Consider the following 15,915-nt stretch of genomic DNA (forward strand, 5'->3'; position numbering starts at 1 on the left):
CGGTCACAGAGCGACGAAAACGAAGAGTACGGATGCGGCTCCGACGAGGACGCTCGGAAGCGCGACGGCGACGTAGACGAGTCCGTTCCACATGTACACTTTCCCACCGTCGAGCGGACCGACCGGGAGCATGTTGAACCCCGCGAGAATGCAGTTGATCAGGACCCCCGCTCCGCCGATGGTGAGTAGTAGGCCCGAATACGAGTAGTCGACGCTGCCGATTCCGAGGGTTCCGCCCGGGACGACGAACGAAGCGGCGAGGATAACTCCGAAGCCGACCGCCAGAACGAGGTTCGACACCGGTCCGGCCAGGGCGATGAGCCCGCGTTCGCGGCGCGGGACGTCGCGTCGGTGGTAGACGCCGCCGGGTGCGGCGAAGATGAACCCGCCGAGGGCGGTGGCGACGCCGAGTACCAGCATGCCGTAGTGGGCGCGAAACGCCGCGGCACGGCCGAACTGGATGGCAACCATCCGGTGGGCCAGCTCGTGTACCACGAACCCGACGCCGGCGGTTAGAAAGCTGAGCACGAACAGGTAGGCCGTTAGCTCCGGCATCTCTCTCGCCGAGTCCAGCAGGCCCCGCCCGCCACCGGCGAACAGGACGCCGAACGAGATGCTCAGAACGACGTAGGAGAGGGCGAAGTCCCGAAGCTCCCACCGGCTCGGACGATATCCCGATTCGACGTCCGACGTCGACCGTATCTCCTTCGGCGGCGGCGCCCGATTACCGCCCGGGCGCCAGCTCACGGCCGGTCACCGATAGTTCCCCTCGTGCGTTCACTCACCTTTTTCCACCCAGATACAGTGAGAAATTGGACTGGTTGTAAAAAGTTACCGCTCACTCTTCGGCGCCAGCGCCCCACGTCCAGGCGGATACCGCTATCTCGGCCTCTCCGACCGCCGCCGGTCGCGTCGTCTTTCCGGGCCCGGAATCCAACCTGATTAACGGGTTGCTAAGGACGGCCTACCGTGAAAACAGTGGCTATGGGGTGCCTAACTCCCCCGGCATCCAAAAAGTACTTACAGCCTCTCCTAATTACATCTCATTACCGATGTCAGAGTCAGAGAGTTTCCCCGACTACCTCGACGTCGACTACGCCGACGGCGAGGGCGAGTCGCCCGAGGACTATCCCTCCGTCAACCACAAGATCGAGAAGGCGATCGAAGTCACGAAGGAAGGCCTCGAACAGTACGACAACCCGGTCATCATGTGGACCGGCGGCAAGGACTCGACGCTGACGCTGTACTTCGTCAAGGAAGTGGCCGACCGTTTCGACCTGGAGGTTCCCCCGGTCGTCTTCATCGACCACTACCAGCACTTCGACGAACTCATCGACTTCTGCAAGCACTGGGCCGACGAGTGGGACCTCGACGTCATCTGGGCGCGTAACGAGGACATCGGCGACTACGTCGACGAACACGGCCTCGAACCGGGCGACGACATCCCGGTCGACGCGCTCTCGGAGCACAACCAGCATCACGTTCGCAACCTGCTCGAGTACGAGGAGGACACGTTCCCGTTCCTGCTCGACACCTACGTCGGGAACCACCTGCTCAAGACCGTCGCGCTCAACGACACGCTCGAGGAGTACGACGTCGACGCCGTCCTCTCTGGCGTCCGCTGGGACGAACAGGAGGCCCGTGCCGACGAGACGTTCTTCTCGCCGCGACACGACCCCGACATCTACCCGCCCCACGACCGCGTCCAGCCCATCCTCCAGTTCGCCGAGGCCGACGTCTGGGAGGCCTTCTGGAACTTCGTCGTGCCGGACACCGTCGAGGACTTCCCCGACGAAGGCTACGTCCCGCAGGGGCAGGACGACCTTCCCGAGGGCATCGAGAAGGACGACGTCCCCGTCTCGCCGAAGTACTTCGCCGGCTTCCGCTCGCTCGGGAGCGAAGTGAGCACCGACAAGTCCGCCCAGGAGCCCGCGTGGCTCCAGGACATGGAGAACACCACCGAACGCGCCGGCCGCGCCCAGGACAAGGAGGACCTCATGGAGCGCCTCCGCGACCTGGGCTACATGTGACGTAGGCGAGTCGTTTTCGAGCGGTTTTCTTCTAGCCGCGTGCGCGGTCGTGACACAACACTCAACAGTCCACCCGTTGCAGGGTCAGTCATGAGCGAGGAGTACGACTGGCTGACGCTGGACGACGACGAGGAGATACTCTGGGAGGGAAAGATATCCCAGAAGTCGATGATAGGCACCTACGTCGTCGGGGTGCCGCTGATCCTCTTGCTTGGCCTCGGGCTGTTGATAATCGTGCCCTCGTACCTGATCGTCAAGCACACGGACTACGTCATCACGAGCAAGGGCGTGTACAAGAAGACCGGCATCCTCAGCCGCTCGGTCACCGCGATCGAGTACGAGAAGATCCAGAACACGGCCTTCTCCGCGGGGCCGGTGGCCCGGTACTTCGGCTACGGCGACGTCGACATCAGTACGGCTGGCGGGTCGGGCGTCGAGATGAAGCTTCGCGCCGTCGAGGACCCACAGGACGTCCAGAAGCGCCTCTCCCGGCTCGTCAAGCGCGCCCAGGGCGCCCGTGGCGAGGAGGAGTCTGACGGGAAGGCGGACGTCCTCGACGATATCCTGGTCGAGCTCCGGGCGATCCGCCAGTCGGTCGAGACCAGCGGCGCGGACGGCCCGCGAGAGACGAGCGGCCGCGCCGACAGATGAGTCTCCCCGACTGGGCCCCGGCGTCGGCCGACGAGACCGCAGTCTGGCAGGGAAAACCGCGCGCTCGCGTCGTGCACTGGGGCGTCGTCGTCGGCGCACTGGTCGCGGTGACGATCCTCGGCGTCGGCGGGTTCCTCTGGCAGACCGGTGCCATCGGACCCCTCCTCCTCACCGCGTTCCTCGCGGTCGCCGTGTTGGGATTCGCCGTGCCGGCCGGTTCCGCCTATCTCTGGCGGGCCCACACCGACTACCTCCTGACGGAGGCGGCGCTGTACCACCGGACCGGTGCCGTCTGGGTCACGGTCACCGAACTCGGTCTCGACAAGGTCCAGAACAGCGCCTACTCACAGGGCGTCTTCGGGGCGATGTTCGACCACGGGACCGTGACGGTGGACACCGCCGGGAGCGAGGGGGCCGAACTCCGGCTCCGCGCACTCGACGACCCGGACGACGTCCACCGCCTCGTCGCGGAGCGGGCGGGGGCGGCCGGCGGCGAGGACCATATTCCCGGGACGGTCGAGCAGTGGCGAGTGGTGCTTGACGAGGTTCGACGGCTCAGGATCGTCCTCACGGCTGACTGAACCGGTATGGGGTCCGGCCGCCAGCTGGAAATCGTGGCCCGAAAGCGGCACAATATATTCATACGGTTGGCCACAGAGTCACAGACATGGCGACAATTTCGACCGACGTCAACCGCCCATACCTTCCCTCCGACGGTGCGAAAATCACGGCAGAGATCGACGTAGAACCGGGCGAACAGGACCAGAGCGTGCGCCGACACGTCGCGCTGTGCATCGACACCAGCGGATCGATGGGCGGCGCGAAGATCCAGCAGGCCCGTGACGGGGCCGCGTGGGTGTTCGGACTGCTCGACGACGACGACTACGTCAGCCTCGTCGGCTTCGACACCGACGCGACGGTCCACATCCCCACGACGCGCTGGGGCCGACTGGAGCGCGACGAGGCGATGGACGCCGTCGAGGACCTGACTGCAGGCGGTGGCACCGACATGTTCGGTGGGCTGGCGTCGGCCCGCGAGGAACTCGCGTCCTCGCGCGCCGGCCCAGACGCCGTCAAGCGCCTCCTGCTGCTCTCGGACGGCAAGGACAACGAACACGAGCCCGACGACTTCGAGGAACTCGCCCGCGAAATCGACAACTCGGGCGTCCGCATCCAGTCCGCCGGCATCGGCGAGGACTACAACGAGGACACCATCCGGACGCTCGGAACGACCGCCCGCGGCACCTGGACCCACCTCGAAGCGCCGGGCGACATCGAGGAGTTCTTCGGCGACGCCGTCGAGCAGGCCGCCTCCGTCGTCGCGCCGGACGCACAGGTCGAACTCGACGTGGCCCCCGGCGTCGAGGTGAGCGAGGTGTACCGCGCGCTCCCGCAGGCCCAGGAGGTCGACGTCGAGTGGGAGGAAAACGCCGCGGTGGTGAAGCTTCCCGACCTCACCGAGCGCGAGCACCAGCGCGTCGTCCTGAAGATACACGCGCCCGCGCGTCGTGAACTCGAAGAAGTGACCCTCGCCGACGTGACCCTCTCCGCGCGCGGCGACACCGCGAACGACGACGTCACGGTCGAGTACACCGACGACCAGGAGTTGCTCGCCGAGCACGACGAGTCGGTCTCCATCGACCACAAGCAGACCGTCATCCGGACGGAACTCGGCAAGGGCAACGTCGAGGCCGCCGAGACCCAGGTCGAGAAGATGACCGTCGTCCACGGCGAGGACGCCGAGGCCGTCCAGGAGGCCGACCGCCAGACCCAGATCGTCAAGGAGGGCGGCCGCGCCGAGCAGAGCCAGGCCACCCAGATCGTCGACGACGGCGACCGGCTCGGATGACCGGTCGACGGGACGATACGGGAGGTATCCGCCGATGAGCGCCACCGCGCTCGCCAGCGGCGACCTCGTCGCCGGCCGTTACCGCATCGAGAACGAGGCCGGCAGCGGCGGCTTCGCCATCGCGTACGAGGCCGTCGACACGCAAACCGGTGACACGGTCGCAGTGAAGGTTCCCAACACCGCCGGGTCGAGCAACGACGCGGCCGTCGTCGAGGAGTACTTCCTGAAGGAGGCCACCGCGCTGGAGAGCATCCGCGACGCGGGCGGCCACCCGAACGTGATGAACCTCCTCGACCGCCACGAGGACGACGACGGCCCCGTGCTCGTCGTGGAGTTCGTCGACGGCTACGAACTGGACGACGCCATCGACAAGACCGGGCCGCTCGACCCCGCAGAAGTCCGCGAGGTGGGCGTCGGCCTCTGTGGCGCGATGTCGTTCCTGCACGAGAACGAGATCGTCTATCGCGACCTGAAGCCGGACAACGTCATGCTTACTGAGCGGAACGGACGCGTCACGCCGGTGCTCATCGACTTCAACACGGCCACGGGCTTCGACGCCTCCGGGGAGGCCGAGGACTCAGGGACGACGATCCTGGGCCCCTACAAACCCCGGGAGGTCGCCGACGCGAGTCGCTCGGAGGCCCGCCAGGGCCCCTGGTCCGACGTCTACTCCATCGGGAAGATCCTCCTCTTCCTGCTGAAGGGGACGGTTCCGAAGATGGACGGCGTCGACCCGCGGGACTTCGGCGTCGACTGTCCGCCCTACCTCGCCGAAATCGTCGAGCGGGCGACGGCGACGAGCTACGAGGACCGCTATCACAACGCGACGGCGATGGAGCACGTCCTCCGCGAGAAGGACCCGACGCCGCCGCCGCAGGCCTCGGTCCGCTACCTCCAGCAGGAGGACCGCTACACCATCCACGTCGGGGACACCATCGGTCGCGAGGACGCGGTGGGCCCCTCGCCCGCCGTCGCCATCCAGGACGACGACGAGTACATCTCGACCGTCCAGGTCCAGTTCGACGTCGACGACCACGGGAACTGGGTGTTGCGCGACCGGAGCCTCAACGGGACGTACGTCCAGACCGGCGACGGCTGGCAGCGCGTCCTCGGCGAGGCCGGCCGCGAGCGCCTGCGCGAGCAGGGCGAGGACCCGACGGACCGCCACGGCAACGTCCCGCCGACCACCTTCCGCCTGCAGGACGGCGACCTCGTCGCGCTCGTCCACCCGAGCTACGGGGTCACCTTCGAGTTCCACCAGCACTGAACCATGGACTACGCTACCAACTACGACGTCGGGGACCGCAAGCGCGGCGGGGGTATCAACGAGGACAGCGTCGCGCTGTCCGTCTTCGAACAGGGCCACCGGTCGGGAGTGACCACGGACGGGGTCGGCGAAGATCGAACCGGCGAGCGAGACGACGAGGACCCGCCGGCGAACCGGAGCGCCGCGGTGTTCGCCCTCGCCGACGGCGCGGGCGGCCACGACGCCGGTGACGTCGCCTCCTACCTGGCGACGACGGTCATCTGTGAGGAACTGGCACCCGTCGTCGCCGAGGCGAGCAGGCGGAACCCCGACGCCTTCGCTGTCGATATCGACGAGTCGCTGCTGCCCGACCGGCCGACCGCCACTGACCTCCAGACGGCCGTCGCGGATGCCATCGTCGCCGCCCACCGTGAAGTCGTCCGGTACGCCGCCGAGAGCGGGACCCAGGCCTACACGACGGCCGTCGCGGGCGTCGTCGTCGACGGCGAAGTCCACTACGGCTGGGTCGGCGACAGCCGCGCCTACCTCGTCAACGGCGCGCGCCAGTCCATCGAACTGCTCACGAAGGACCACGGCGTCGTCCAGGAGCTACACGACCGGGGCGAAATCGACGACGTCGCGGCCCACGTCCACCCCAGGGGCAACGAGATAACGCGCGCACTCGGCGGCGCCGGCGACGGCGACCCGGAGACGGCGTCGGTCCCCGTCGAGACCAACTCCGTCACGCTGTTCGCCGAGGACGTCCTGCTCGTGACGAGCGACGGGCTGATCGACGCCCAGACCGACGCGCCCGCGCTGTACGAGCGATACGTCGAGGCAGGCCGGAGCGACGAGGCCGCCGAGGTCGTGCGCGAGGCCGTCGTCACGGACGAGGAGATCCGCGACCTGGTTCTCGGGTCGGACTCGCTGGACGACGCCGCGTCGGGCCTGATCGACCTGTCGAACGAACGCGGCGGAAAGGACAACCTGTCGGTCGTCCTGGCCCGCGACCCCGAACTCCCGTCGACCCCTGGCGATGACGAAGGGATGCCGGTCAGGGCCGTCGACCCGGACGACCCGGTCGAGGACCGGGAGACCGTGATCGTTCCCGAGGAGTGACTGCCTCCGAAGCTTTCCGAGGAGCGGCTGACCCCGAAGCGTGAGCGCCCCCGTCTCGGGCCCACTGGAGTGTATTTTTCCGGTTCGCTGACGGAAACTATTTTCACCACCTGGGTATAGTGTATTCCCAGGCATGTCCGAGAGTGACACGGCGTCGGTCGAATGCCCGCTCTGCGGCGAGGCGTTCGACCCGGCGGCCGCTGGGGGCTGGTGTACAAACTCCGACTGTGGCGAGTGGCAGTACGAAGCCGACGCCACGTCGGACGAGCAATCGGTGGGTGCGGAGGATTCGGGCGACGACGGCGACCCGCTCGCCGACGTCGCCGACGATTCGGAGTCACCGGACCCACCGTCGTGGATGGAGGAGTCCGACGACGAATCGGCCGACGAGGAGGCCGACGCCGCCAACTCCGACGAGAACACGGAGTCGGACGAGTCGGCGGCAGGCGAGGAATCCGCTGACGAGTGGGGCGGTGCTGACGCGGACGCCGAGGCAGACGTCGAGGAAACCGAAACAGACGACGCGTCGGCGGCAGACGCGGACGACGGCGCGGCCGACGCGGAGTCGTTCGACTGCCCGGGCTGTGGCACCGAGCTCGCGGCCGACGTCAACTTCTGCCCCGACTGCGGCGCGGACGTGAGCAGTTTCCCGGCCGACGACGGCGCCGGCGACGAACTCGCCGCCTGTCCGTCCTGTGGCGGCGACGTCGACGCGGACGACAGCTTCTGTGCGCAGTGCGGCGAGGACCTCGACGCCCACCGCGGCGGCGCGAGCGTCCTGACGGAGTGTCCCGACTGCGGAACCGACGTCGGTCCGGACAACAGTTTCTGTGCGGGTTGCGGGGCCGACCTCGACGCCGCCCGCTCGGGTGCCGCTGTGGGAGCCGGCGACGCATCGTCCGGCGATAGCGCGCCCAGTGCGCTCGCGCTGACCGCCCACGGCAAGACCGTCGTCGCCGGTGATGGCGACATCGTCGGCCGGGAGATACGGTCGTTACTGACCGAGGCCGGCCGTCCGGAGGACGAGGCGGTTCGCGTCCACCGCGAACACGTCCGGTTCGTCCGCGAGGACGGCCAGTTCTACGCGGTCGCGCTCGGCCAGAACCCGACCCGCGTGAACGGCACGTCGCTGACGAAAGGCGACCGGGAGGCGGTCGCGCCAGGCGACGAACTCGAACTCTCCGACGTCGTCACCCTGGACGTCGAAGCGGCCTGACCACGCTGCCGGTAGTTTCCCCGTTCCGATCGCAGCGTATAACGCGGCGAGTCGAAGCTGTCGCGTAACAGCTTTCCCACCCGGCGAAAAACACCCTCCAAGCAATGTCAGGACGCCGACGGCGCGAACTCGCCGATTCGTTTCGCCTCGTCACTGGTGACGAGCAGTGGTTCCTCCGCGACCTGCTGGTCGGCGTCGTCGCGGCCGTCGTCTGGATCGGCGGGACGGGTGCGCTCGCCGTTCAGGTTGCCGACGTACTCGGGGTTTCACTCGGGCTCGCGGCCGGGGAGAGCCCGTCGCCGCTCGCGGTCGGCCTCTTCGCCGTCCTCTGGCTCGCCGTCCCGGCCGTCGCCGTCACGGTCCGTATACGGCGACGGACGCTGAACCTCCGCGGCAACGTCGAACAGTACTACCGCTTCGAACATCCGGCCACGTTACTCGCGCCGCCGACGCTCCTCGTCGTCGTGGCAGTCGTGGTCGGACTGGCCCTCGGCGGGTTCCCGTGGTACTTCTCCCTGGTGTTGCTCCCCGTCGGCCTGTTCGCCCTGGTCCGGACGCTCGCCTTCACGTACCGGGTGTACTCCTTTTCGCACCCGCTCGTGGTGCAGTTCCTCGCCGTCGTCTCGACTGTCGTGGCGTTCGGAAGCGCGCTGGCGGCCGTCGGGACGGCGACGGGACGGGGCCAGCTCGCGGAACGGGCGCTCCGCGCGGCGGGGCTCCCGGCGTGGGTACTCGGGTCCGTTTCTGTGGAGGGGTTCGTCGTGTCGGGCGTCGCCGCGGTGGCGGCGTTCCCGCTCGCCCTGGCCCTGGCGTACGTACTGGTCCAGACGGTCGTCTCGCTCGGCGTTCGGCTGGTCGAACCCGACGTCGACCGGTCTTCGATGCGGACTGGCCAGCGATACCCGCCATTCCTGGACTCGACGACGCCGGTCGGGACCCCCGCCGATACGTCGGATTCGTCAGCCGGGTCGACTGGCACGGACACCGACACCTCGACTGCCGACCGGGGGCCGACCGAATCGGACGGGGACGGGACGGATTCGGAGGATTCGGTGGAATCCGACGACGACGGGGAGGACCTCGACGACGTCAGTAACACGCGCGTGTTCACGCCGCCCGCCGACGACGGAGACGGCGGGTTCGGGTCCACTACGGCCGGCGAGACGCATGCAGTCCCGGGGACCGGCGACGAGGGGCCGTCCGCGACCGGCGGCCGTGACCGCTGTGACGCCTGTGGCGAGTCCTTCTCGATGGAGGCGGACGTCCGGTTCTGTCCCAACTGTGGAACCGCGCTGGACGGCGAGTGAGCGACCGCGGGTTTCGCGGCTCCTGACGCGTCAGGCCAGCGGCCGGAACCACACGGCCGCGAGCAACAGGGCGAGAAAGACGTAGGACCCGCGGATGAGGAGCATCGTCGCGAGTTCGGCGTCGGCGTTCCGCGAGAGCACGGCCACGAGACCGAACGCGAGAGCTGCGAGTGCCGCGCTCGGCGGGATGGAACTCATCACGACGGCCATCCCGAGCACGGCGACCATTCCCAGGAACATCAGTCCGTAGGCCAGCTGCCGTGCCCGAGTTCGCCCGAGGACGACGGCGACGGTTCGCTTGTCGATGGAGCGGTCGTACTCGACGTCGGTCGAGTCGTCGATGACCTTGATCCCCGAGAGGACGACCAGGAAGACGACGGCCAGTGCCACGACGACGGGCGCAAGCCCGGCCGTCTGGACGTAGAACCCGCCGAGTAGCGCGAAGGCGATGCCGGTCGGGTAGCCGACGCTCGCGGTGACCGGATGCATGTCGAGTCGGGGGGCGTGGTGGTAGCCGATGAGCCACCCCGGGAGCGTGATCAGGGCGGCCCAGACGTCGACGAGCGCGAACAGGCCGAGCGTGCAGGCGAAGAACCCGACGGAGGCGCCGGCCAGCGCGAGACGACAGCCTCGTTCCGAGAGCGGGTGGTCGTCGTCCTCGCCGCGGCCGTAGAAGTCGACGTAGCCGTCCTTCACGTGGGCGGTGTAGAGGCCGAAGAAGACGGCGGCGAGGTGGACCCCGGCGAGCGGGAGGGAGAACTGGTCGGCCAGTAGCCCGCCGAACAGCGACGCCGCGAGCGGCGGGAGCATGAAGACGGGGTGGATCTGCGAGGCGAGCGCCCGAACGGCGGCCGCGACGCCGGATCCGTGCCGCGCGATTGCCATGTGCGGTCAAAGGGGCGCTCGTGTTAAAAATCCAATCAGAGTGTGGGGTGGTCGGCCCGCTCGCTTACCGCCAGTTCCCCCGGTCGAGGACGAATCCGGAGACGTGCGAGGCGAGGTCACGGGCGTCGCGTTCGGTGGGCGCGTGGAGTTCGCCGGAGACCGGTCCGGCCTCGCCGCCGACGCCCTCCGTCTCGGAGACGGGATCTGTCCCGGTGGGGTAGGGGCGTCGCGAGCGGACGCGGTCGCGCAGGGCCTGGAGGGCGGCCTGGGTCAGTTCGGCGTCGAGGTGCTGGAGGTCGTAGTGGACGACGTAGCCGCGCGCGGCGTCGCGGACGGCGAGCACTGGCTGGCCGCGTTCGGCACAGCGCTCCCAGAGAGCCCGCTGTTCGTCGACCGTCTCGTAGACGGGGACGTTCGAGGACGCCAGGTAATCCATCGGTGTGACTGTACGGACTGGAGCACTATTGGCCTGTCGTCGGGCCCGGTGACAGTTCGCCGGACGGCGTCGCGATCGAGGGATAGAAACTCATACCGGATCGATCACGCGCCGGGTGCCGTCGCGGACGGACCGCCTGTGCGGCGGTCAGGGTCGGACTGCCTGTGCAGCGTCGTCCATAATCTCGAGGGCCTCCTTCAGCGTCTCGACGTCGACGGCGTAGGAGATGCGCGCGTACCCCGCGCCGTGCTCGCCGAAGGCCTCGCCCGGCACGACGACGACGCCGCGGTCGATGACCTCGTCGACGAACCCCTCGGGGACCTTCGGCATCGCGTAGAAGGCGCCCTGGGGCGTCGGGCAGTCGAGGCCGGCGTCGGCCAGCCCGTCGACGAGGACGTCGCGGCGTTCTTCGAAGGCGGCGGTCATCTCGGTGACAGCGTCCTGGGGTCCGTTCAGCGCGGCCTCGGCGGCGTACTGGGACGGCGCGGCGGCGCAGGCCTGGGCGTACTGGTGGACGCGCAGCATGCGTTCGACGCGCTCGTTCGATCCCGTCACCCAGCCGAGTCGCCAGCCGGTCATCGAGTAGCTCTTCGAGCAGCCGTTGACTACCACGACGTTGCCGGTGTCGTCGAACTCCGCGGGCGAGCGGTGTTCGCCGTCGAAGACGATGTGTTCGTACATCTCGTCGGAGATGCACAGCACGTCGTGGTCGCTGGCGATGCGGGCGAACTCCCGCATGTCCTCCGGCGACTGGACGGCGCCGGTCGGGTTCGCGGGGCTGTTGACGACGAATGCGGCCGTGTCGTCGGTGATAGCCTCCTCGACGGCTGCGGGGTCCATCGTGAGGTCCTCGCGAAGCGGCACGGGCTTGGGCGTCCCCCCCGCGAGTTTCGTCAGCGCGTCGTAGGAGACAAACCCCGGGTCAGGGAAGACGACCTCGTCACCGGCATCGACGTGGGCCTCGATGGCGATGTGGAGCGCTTCACTCCCACCGGCGGTCGCGATGATATCCTCGGGGTCGACGTCGAGGTCGTTGTCCCGCGCGTGCTTGTCGGCGATAGCCTCTCGCAGCGACTCGGTCCCCTTGTTCGACGTGTAGGCGTCGACGTCGCCGGCTCGAATCGCCTCGATGGCTCCCTGCCTGGCGTGCTCGGGCGTCGGGAAGTCGGGCTGGCCCAGCCCGAGGTTGATGGCGTCCTCGCCGGCCGCCTCGAACACCTCCCGGATGCCGCTGATCGATATCGCCTCCACGCGCGCGGAGAAGTCGGTCATACTCTACGGGGTGTCGCGCTCGCCGATAACTCTTGGTGGTCCGCCGCGGTCGAAGAAAGAAAAGTCGACGTGGTTCGGCTCGTTCGGCCGCTCGGTCAGTAGTTCTGTCGCCTGATGGCCAGGACCGACGCGCCGGCGAACGCGAACGTCCCGGCGATCAGTCCGCCGGGTGCCGATCCGGGGACGAACCCTCCAGCGACCGGGTTACTCAACGACTCGCTGGCCGGTCCTTCACAGGACTCGACGGTCCCGCTGTCCGGGAGTTCGTCGGGGTCGCCGGGGAACGTGCAGGTCTCTCCGCCCGCCCCGACGACGGCGCCGGTGACGTCGTAGGTCGTCGACGTCCACTGGGCCTCGACCGGCTCGTTCGGCTCCTTGAACAGGGACGGTTCCATCGTCGTTCCCGCGTCGCCATCTTCGGCGGTGAACGAACTACCGGTCCACTCCCACCTGACGAACGGTTCGCCCTCTGGACAGTCACCGGATCCGGCTCCACCTACTGTGGGTGCTCCATCGTCGGTGGTACAGAGCAGGACGTAGCTGATCTCGGTGCGTCCATCCTCTGTTTCCGTATCGGTGTCCGGCGTATCGGTTTCCGGGGTGTCGGTATCTGGAGTATCCGTATCCGGCGTATCGGTATCCGGGGTGTCAGTGTCCGGTGTATCGGTGTCCGGTGTGTCAGTGTCCGGCGTATCGGTGTCCGGGGTGTCGGTATCCGGCGTATCGGTATCCGGGGTGTCAGTGTCCGGTGTGTCGGTGTCCGGGGTGTCGGTATCTGGGGTGTCCGTGTCTGGCGTGTCGGTATCCGGCGTGTCCGTGGCAGTCTCCGTCTCCGTCTCGGTCATCGGCGCGTCAGTCGGCTTCTCGGTCCTCGTCTCGGTGTCGGTATCAGTCTCAGTCTCCGTCTCTGTCGGCTTCGCCGTCTCGGTGTCAGTCGGCTTCTCCGTCTCGGTTTCCGTCGTCACGTCGCCGCAGTCGCTGTCCAGGAGGTACGCGGCGCCGGCGTCGGTCTCTCCGTCGTTGTCGTTGTCAGGCGCACCGACGAGGACAGCCGGTCCGCCGTCGTCGGTCACGTTGCCGGCGCCGGAGACGGCGTGACCGGCGCGGTCATCGGCGGCCTCGCCGTAGAACGTGGACGTTGCGTCACCGAGTGACTGGAACGCCGGAGGTGACTGGGCTCCGGCGACGACGTAGGCGCCACCAGAGTCGTTCCCGTTCTCGTCGTGGCCGGGCGCGCCGACGAGCAGGTCGTCGATTCCGTCACAGGTGACGTCGGCCGGGCCGGCGTCGGAGACGGACCAGCCCGCCAGGTCGCCCTCACGGTCGCCCGTCAGCGTTCGGTCGGCATCGGCCAGGGAGCGCACTCCGTCGGCGTCGGCGCCGCCGTAGACGACGTAGGCCGCGCCGGTCGCGTCGACGGCGTCGGCGTCGTGGTACGGCGCGCCGACGACGACGTCCGCGACGCCGTCGTCGTTCACGTCACCGGCGCTGGACACCGACCACCCGGCGCGGTCGCGGTCCGAGGCGCCGGTGAGGATCAGGTCGGCCGAACCGAGGCTGACCGTCCCCGAGACGTCGGTGGAGACGACGTAGGCGCCGCCGGCACTCGTCGTCTCGTTCGTCTCGCCGGACCAGTTCATCGCGCCCACGACGACGTCGGCCGTGCCGTCGTCGTCGACGTCACCGGCACCGGAGACGGACCAGCCCGCCAGGTGGCCGGCCGACTCGCCTTCCATCGTCGCCGCGGCCGCGTCGTCGAGCGTGGCGGTCCCGTCGGCGTCCGCACCGGGGACCAGGTACGCGGCGCCCGCCCCGTCGTTCGCGTAGGGCGCTCCGACCAGGACCGCGTCGTCACCGTCTGCGTCGGTCGCGTTCGACACCGACCAGCCCGCGCGGGCGTCCGCGTCGGTGCCCTGCAACGTGGCGTTCGCGTCGGCGAGGCTCATATTCGCGGGGAGCGAGTCGCCACCGTAGACGACGTAGGCCGCACCGGTGTTCGACCCGGTCGAGTCGTGGTTCGGCGCACCGACGACGACGTCGTCGTAGCCGTCGTCGTTCACGTCGCCCGCGTGCGAGACGGACCAGCCGGCCATGTCGTCGGCCGAGGCGCCGACGAGTTTGACGTCGGCGTCTTCCAGCTCCACCTCGTCGGTGTCGACGGGCCCGTAAACGACGTAGGCCGCGCCGGCGTCCTCGCCGCCGGTGTCGTTGTGCGGCGCGCCGATGATCAGGTCGTCGACGCCGTCGCCGTTGACGTCACCGGCGCTGGCTACCGATCGCCCCGCGGTATCGTTTACGTCTTCACCGTGGAACACCGTGTCCGCGTCCGAGAGGTTCGTCTCGCCGGAGAGCCCGTCCGGTTCGGCTTGCTGTGCGACCTGTGACTGGCCGCCGGTCGTGACGGCGCCGGCGGTAATCACCATCGTGCTCGCGACCACGAGGAGTGTGATCGCGACGACTGTCCCGTTCGACACCGCTGTCGTGGAGATTCGCTTTGAAAGCATTCCTTCGACGGTACCCGACCAGTCACCTTTGTTATAAATAGAGAAACGAGAGTAAGGGATATTACCGGTCGAAGCCGGGCGAGTAACTCGCGACGATCCGACCGACAACGTGCGCTTACAGGAGTACTGACGAGCGCGTCAGAACCGTCCTGTACCGATTCGAAAAACACAACCGGATTCTGTCACATCCGTCGCGAGGCGGAGGGACGTTTGCCTCCGCCGTCTCCCCGTCGGACTGACAGGACCTGGCACGACCGAGTTAAGCCGACGCACTCCCCGGATAACGGTGGCTTTCGAAGACCAGAGTAGACCGCCCGGACCACGACGCCGCGCATCGCGCTCCCCCTCCGCCGGCTACCACGCTTCCTCAGTGGCCGAGGGAAGTGAAGCGAATATTACTCCTCGACCGCGTCACGGAGGTCGTCGATGTGCGTTTCGAGGCGGCGGAGCGTCGCGTCCGCGTCGGTGTACCCGTTGTCGTACTCGCTGTAACAGTCGTCGGCGCTGGCCAGGAACTCCCGGACGGTCGCTTCGATGTCGTCCATACGTCCCGTTCGTCGCGGGACGGTTGAAAGCTGGCGGTTCCGGTCCGTGAGACTCGAACTGGTCACAGACTGCGTGGCGTCAGGTTGATAGCCGGGCGGCACTGACCCGCCGCCCATGGAACTGGCCTACCGGGACCGGGCGCTCGTTCTCGACGACGTCCTCGTGCTGGCGGACCTCCACGTCGGGAAGGGGGAGACGGCGAACCTGGAGGTTCCGGTCGGCGACAGCGCGGACATGACCGGGCGCTTCGAGGCGCTGGTGAGCGAGGGCGACGTCTCGGCCGTCGTCGTCGCCGGCGACTTCCTCCACTCGTTCGGCACGATCCCCCGGACGGTCGAGGAGACGGTCCGGGAGGTCTCTCGCATCGGCGAGGCGTACGACGTCGAGATCACCGTCACGCCGGGGAACCACGACCCGATGATCGAGTCGCTCTGGGGCGGCGCGATCCGGGACGAGTACCGCGTCGGTGACACGGTGGTCCTCCACGGTCACGAGACGCCAGACGCCGACGCCGACCGGTACGTCGTCGGCCACGACCACCCGACCATCGTCATCGAGGGGCAGCGCCGACCATGTTACCTCTACGGTGAGGACGCCTTTCGCGGTGCCGACGTCCTGATGCTCCCCTCGTTCAACCGCCTCGTCCGCGGCGTCAGGGTCAACGGGATGTACGCCGGTGACTTCATGTCACCCCTCGTCCGAAGCGCCGAGGCGTTCAGGCCCATCGTTCGCGACGAGGACGCCGACGAGACCCTGGAGTTCCCGCCGCTGGGGGAGTTCCGCCGGATGCTGTAGGTTCCGCTGGATGCCGTCGGGGCGCGGTCTGCAGGAATCTGGATCGATCCCGGAAGCTA

At 68.2% G+C, this 15,915-nt stretch carries 15 protein-coding genes; 9 read left to right on the plus strand and 6 right to left on the minus strand.

The window, feature by feature from the left end:
* Positions 1-3 precede the first annotated feature (3 nt).
* The gene (locus AC5FRV_RS02395) at positions 4-702 is read right to left on the minus strand and encodes a site-2 protease family protein (RefSeq protein ID WP_493560145.1); all 699 of its coding nucleotides are present in this window, start codon (positions 700-702) and stop codon (positions 4-6) included.
* A 350-nt stretch (positions 703-1,052) separates the two neighbouring features.
* On the opposite strand from AC5FRV_RS02395, the gene AC5FRV_RS02400 reads away from it, so the two are divergent.
* From AC5FRV_RS02400 to AC5FRV_RS02435, 8 genes are all read left to right on the plus strand, one after another.
* Positions 1,053-2,030, plus strand: a complete 978-nt coding sequence (locus AC5FRV_RS02400) for a phosphoadenosine phosphosulfate reductase family protein (RefSeq protein WP_493559523.1) — start codon at positions 1,053-1,055, stop codon at positions 2,028-2,030.
* 90 nt (positions 2,031-2,120) lie between these two features.
* Positions 2,121-2,681, plus strand: a complete 561-nt coding sequence (locus tag AC5FRV_RS02405) for a PH domain-containing protein (RefSeq protein ID WP_493559524.1) — start codon at positions 2,121-2,123, stop codon at positions 2,679-2,681.
* Positions 2,678-3,262 carry a PH domain-containing protein gene (locus tag AC5FRV_RS02410; protein ID WP_493559525.1) on the plus strand — a complete coding sequence of 195 codons (585 nt, stop codon included), beginning with the start codon at positions 2,678-2,680 and terminating at the stop codon, positions 3,260-3,262. The genes AC5FRV_RS02405 and AC5FRV_RS02410 overlap by 4 nt, the downstream gene beginning before the upstream one ends.
* 86 nt (positions 3,263-3,348) lie before the next feature.
* Positions 3,349-4,530 carry a vWA domain-containing protein gene (locus AC5FRV_RS02415; protein WP_493559526.1) on the plus strand — a complete coding sequence of 394 codons (1,182 nt, stop codon included), beginning with the start codon at positions 3,349-3,351 and terminating at the stop codon, positions 4,528-4,530.
* A gap of 34 nt (positions 4,531-4,564) precedes the next feature.
* On the plus strand, positions 4,565-5,797 hold the full coding sequence (locus AC5FRV_RS02420) for a serine/threonine protein kinase (protein WP_493559527.1): 1,233 nt from the start codon (positions 4,565-4,567) through the stop codon (positions 5,795-5,797).
* A 3-nt stretch (positions 5,798-5,800) separates the two neighbouring features.
* Positions 5,801-6,895, plus strand: a complete 1,095-nt coding sequence (locus tag AC5FRV_RS02425; protein WP_493559528.1) for a PP2C family protein-serine/threonine phosphatase — start codon at positions 5,801-5,803, stop codon at positions 6,893-6,895.
* A 133-nt stretch (positions 6,896-7,028) separates the two neighbouring features.
* Positions 7,029-8,111: a double zinc ribbon and FHA domain-containing protein gene (locus tag AC5FRV_RS02430; protein ID WP_493559529.1), complete on the plus strand. Its 1,083-nt coding sequence runs from the start codon at positions 7,029-7,031 to the stop codon at positions 8,109-8,111.
* Between the two features lie 104 nt (positions 8,112-8,215).
* Entirely contained in the window at positions 8,216-9,418 is a 1,203-nt protein-coding gene (locus tag AC5FRV_RS02435; protein ID WP_493559530.1) for a hypothetical protein, read from the plus strand.
* A 30-nt stretch (positions 9,419-9,448) separates the two neighbouring features.
* Here the strand turns inward: AC5FRV_RS02435 and AC5FRV_RS02440 are convergent, their stop codons facing one another.
* The 5 genes from AC5FRV_RS02440 to AC5FRV_RS02460 all read right to left on the minus strand — a co-directional run bounded on the left by AC5FRV_RS02440 (position 9,449) and on the right by AC5FRV_RS02460 (position 15,060).
* Complete coding sequence (locus AC5FRV_RS02440) at positions 9,449-10,303, minus strand: UbiA family prenyltransferase (protein ID WP_493559531.1); 855 nt, start codon at positions 10,301-10,303, stop codon at positions 9,449-9,451.
* Positions 10,304-10,367: 64 nt separating this feature from the next.
* Positions 10,368-10,739 carry a hypothetical protein gene (locus AC5FRV_RS02445; protein ID WP_493559532.1) on the minus strand — a complete coding sequence of 124 codons (372 nt, stop codon included), beginning with the start codon at positions 10,737-10,739 and terminating at the stop codon, positions 10,368-10,370.
* 147 nt (positions 10,740-10,886) lie between these two features.
* Positions 10,887-12,011 carry a pyridoxal phosphate-dependent aminotransferase gene (locus tag AC5FRV_RS02450; RefSeq protein ID WP_493559533.1) on the minus strand — a complete coding sequence of 375 codons (1,125 nt, stop codon included), beginning with the start codon at positions 12,009-12,011 and terminating at the stop codon, positions 10,887-10,889.
* Between the two features lie 95 nt (positions 12,012-12,106).
* Positions 12,107-14,515, minus strand: coding sequence for a hypothetical protein (locus AC5FRV_RS02455; protein WP_493559534.1), 2,409 nt, complete (start codon positions 14,513-14,515; stop codon positions 12,107-12,109).
* A 395-nt stretch (positions 14,516-14,910) separates the two neighbouring features.
* A complete protein-coding gene (locus AC5FRV_RS02460; RefSeq protein WP_177227475.1) occupies positions 14,911-15,060 on the minus strand; it encodes a hypothetical protein in 150 nt (49 codons plus the stop codon).
* Positions 15,061-15,175: 115 nt separating this feature from the next.
* Here AC5FRV_RS02460 and AC5FRV_RS02465 point away from each other — a divergent pair, with 115 nt between their 5' ends.
* Positions 15,176-15,856 (plus strand): metallophosphoesterase, encoded by a 681-nt coding sequence (locus AC5FRV_RS02465; protein ID WP_493559535.1) that lies wholly within the window; start codon positions 15,176-15,178, stop codon positions 15,854-15,856.
* Positions 15,857-15,915 lie beyond the last annotated feature (59 nt).

Source organism: Halomicrobium sp. HArcel3 (genome assembly GCF_058933135.1).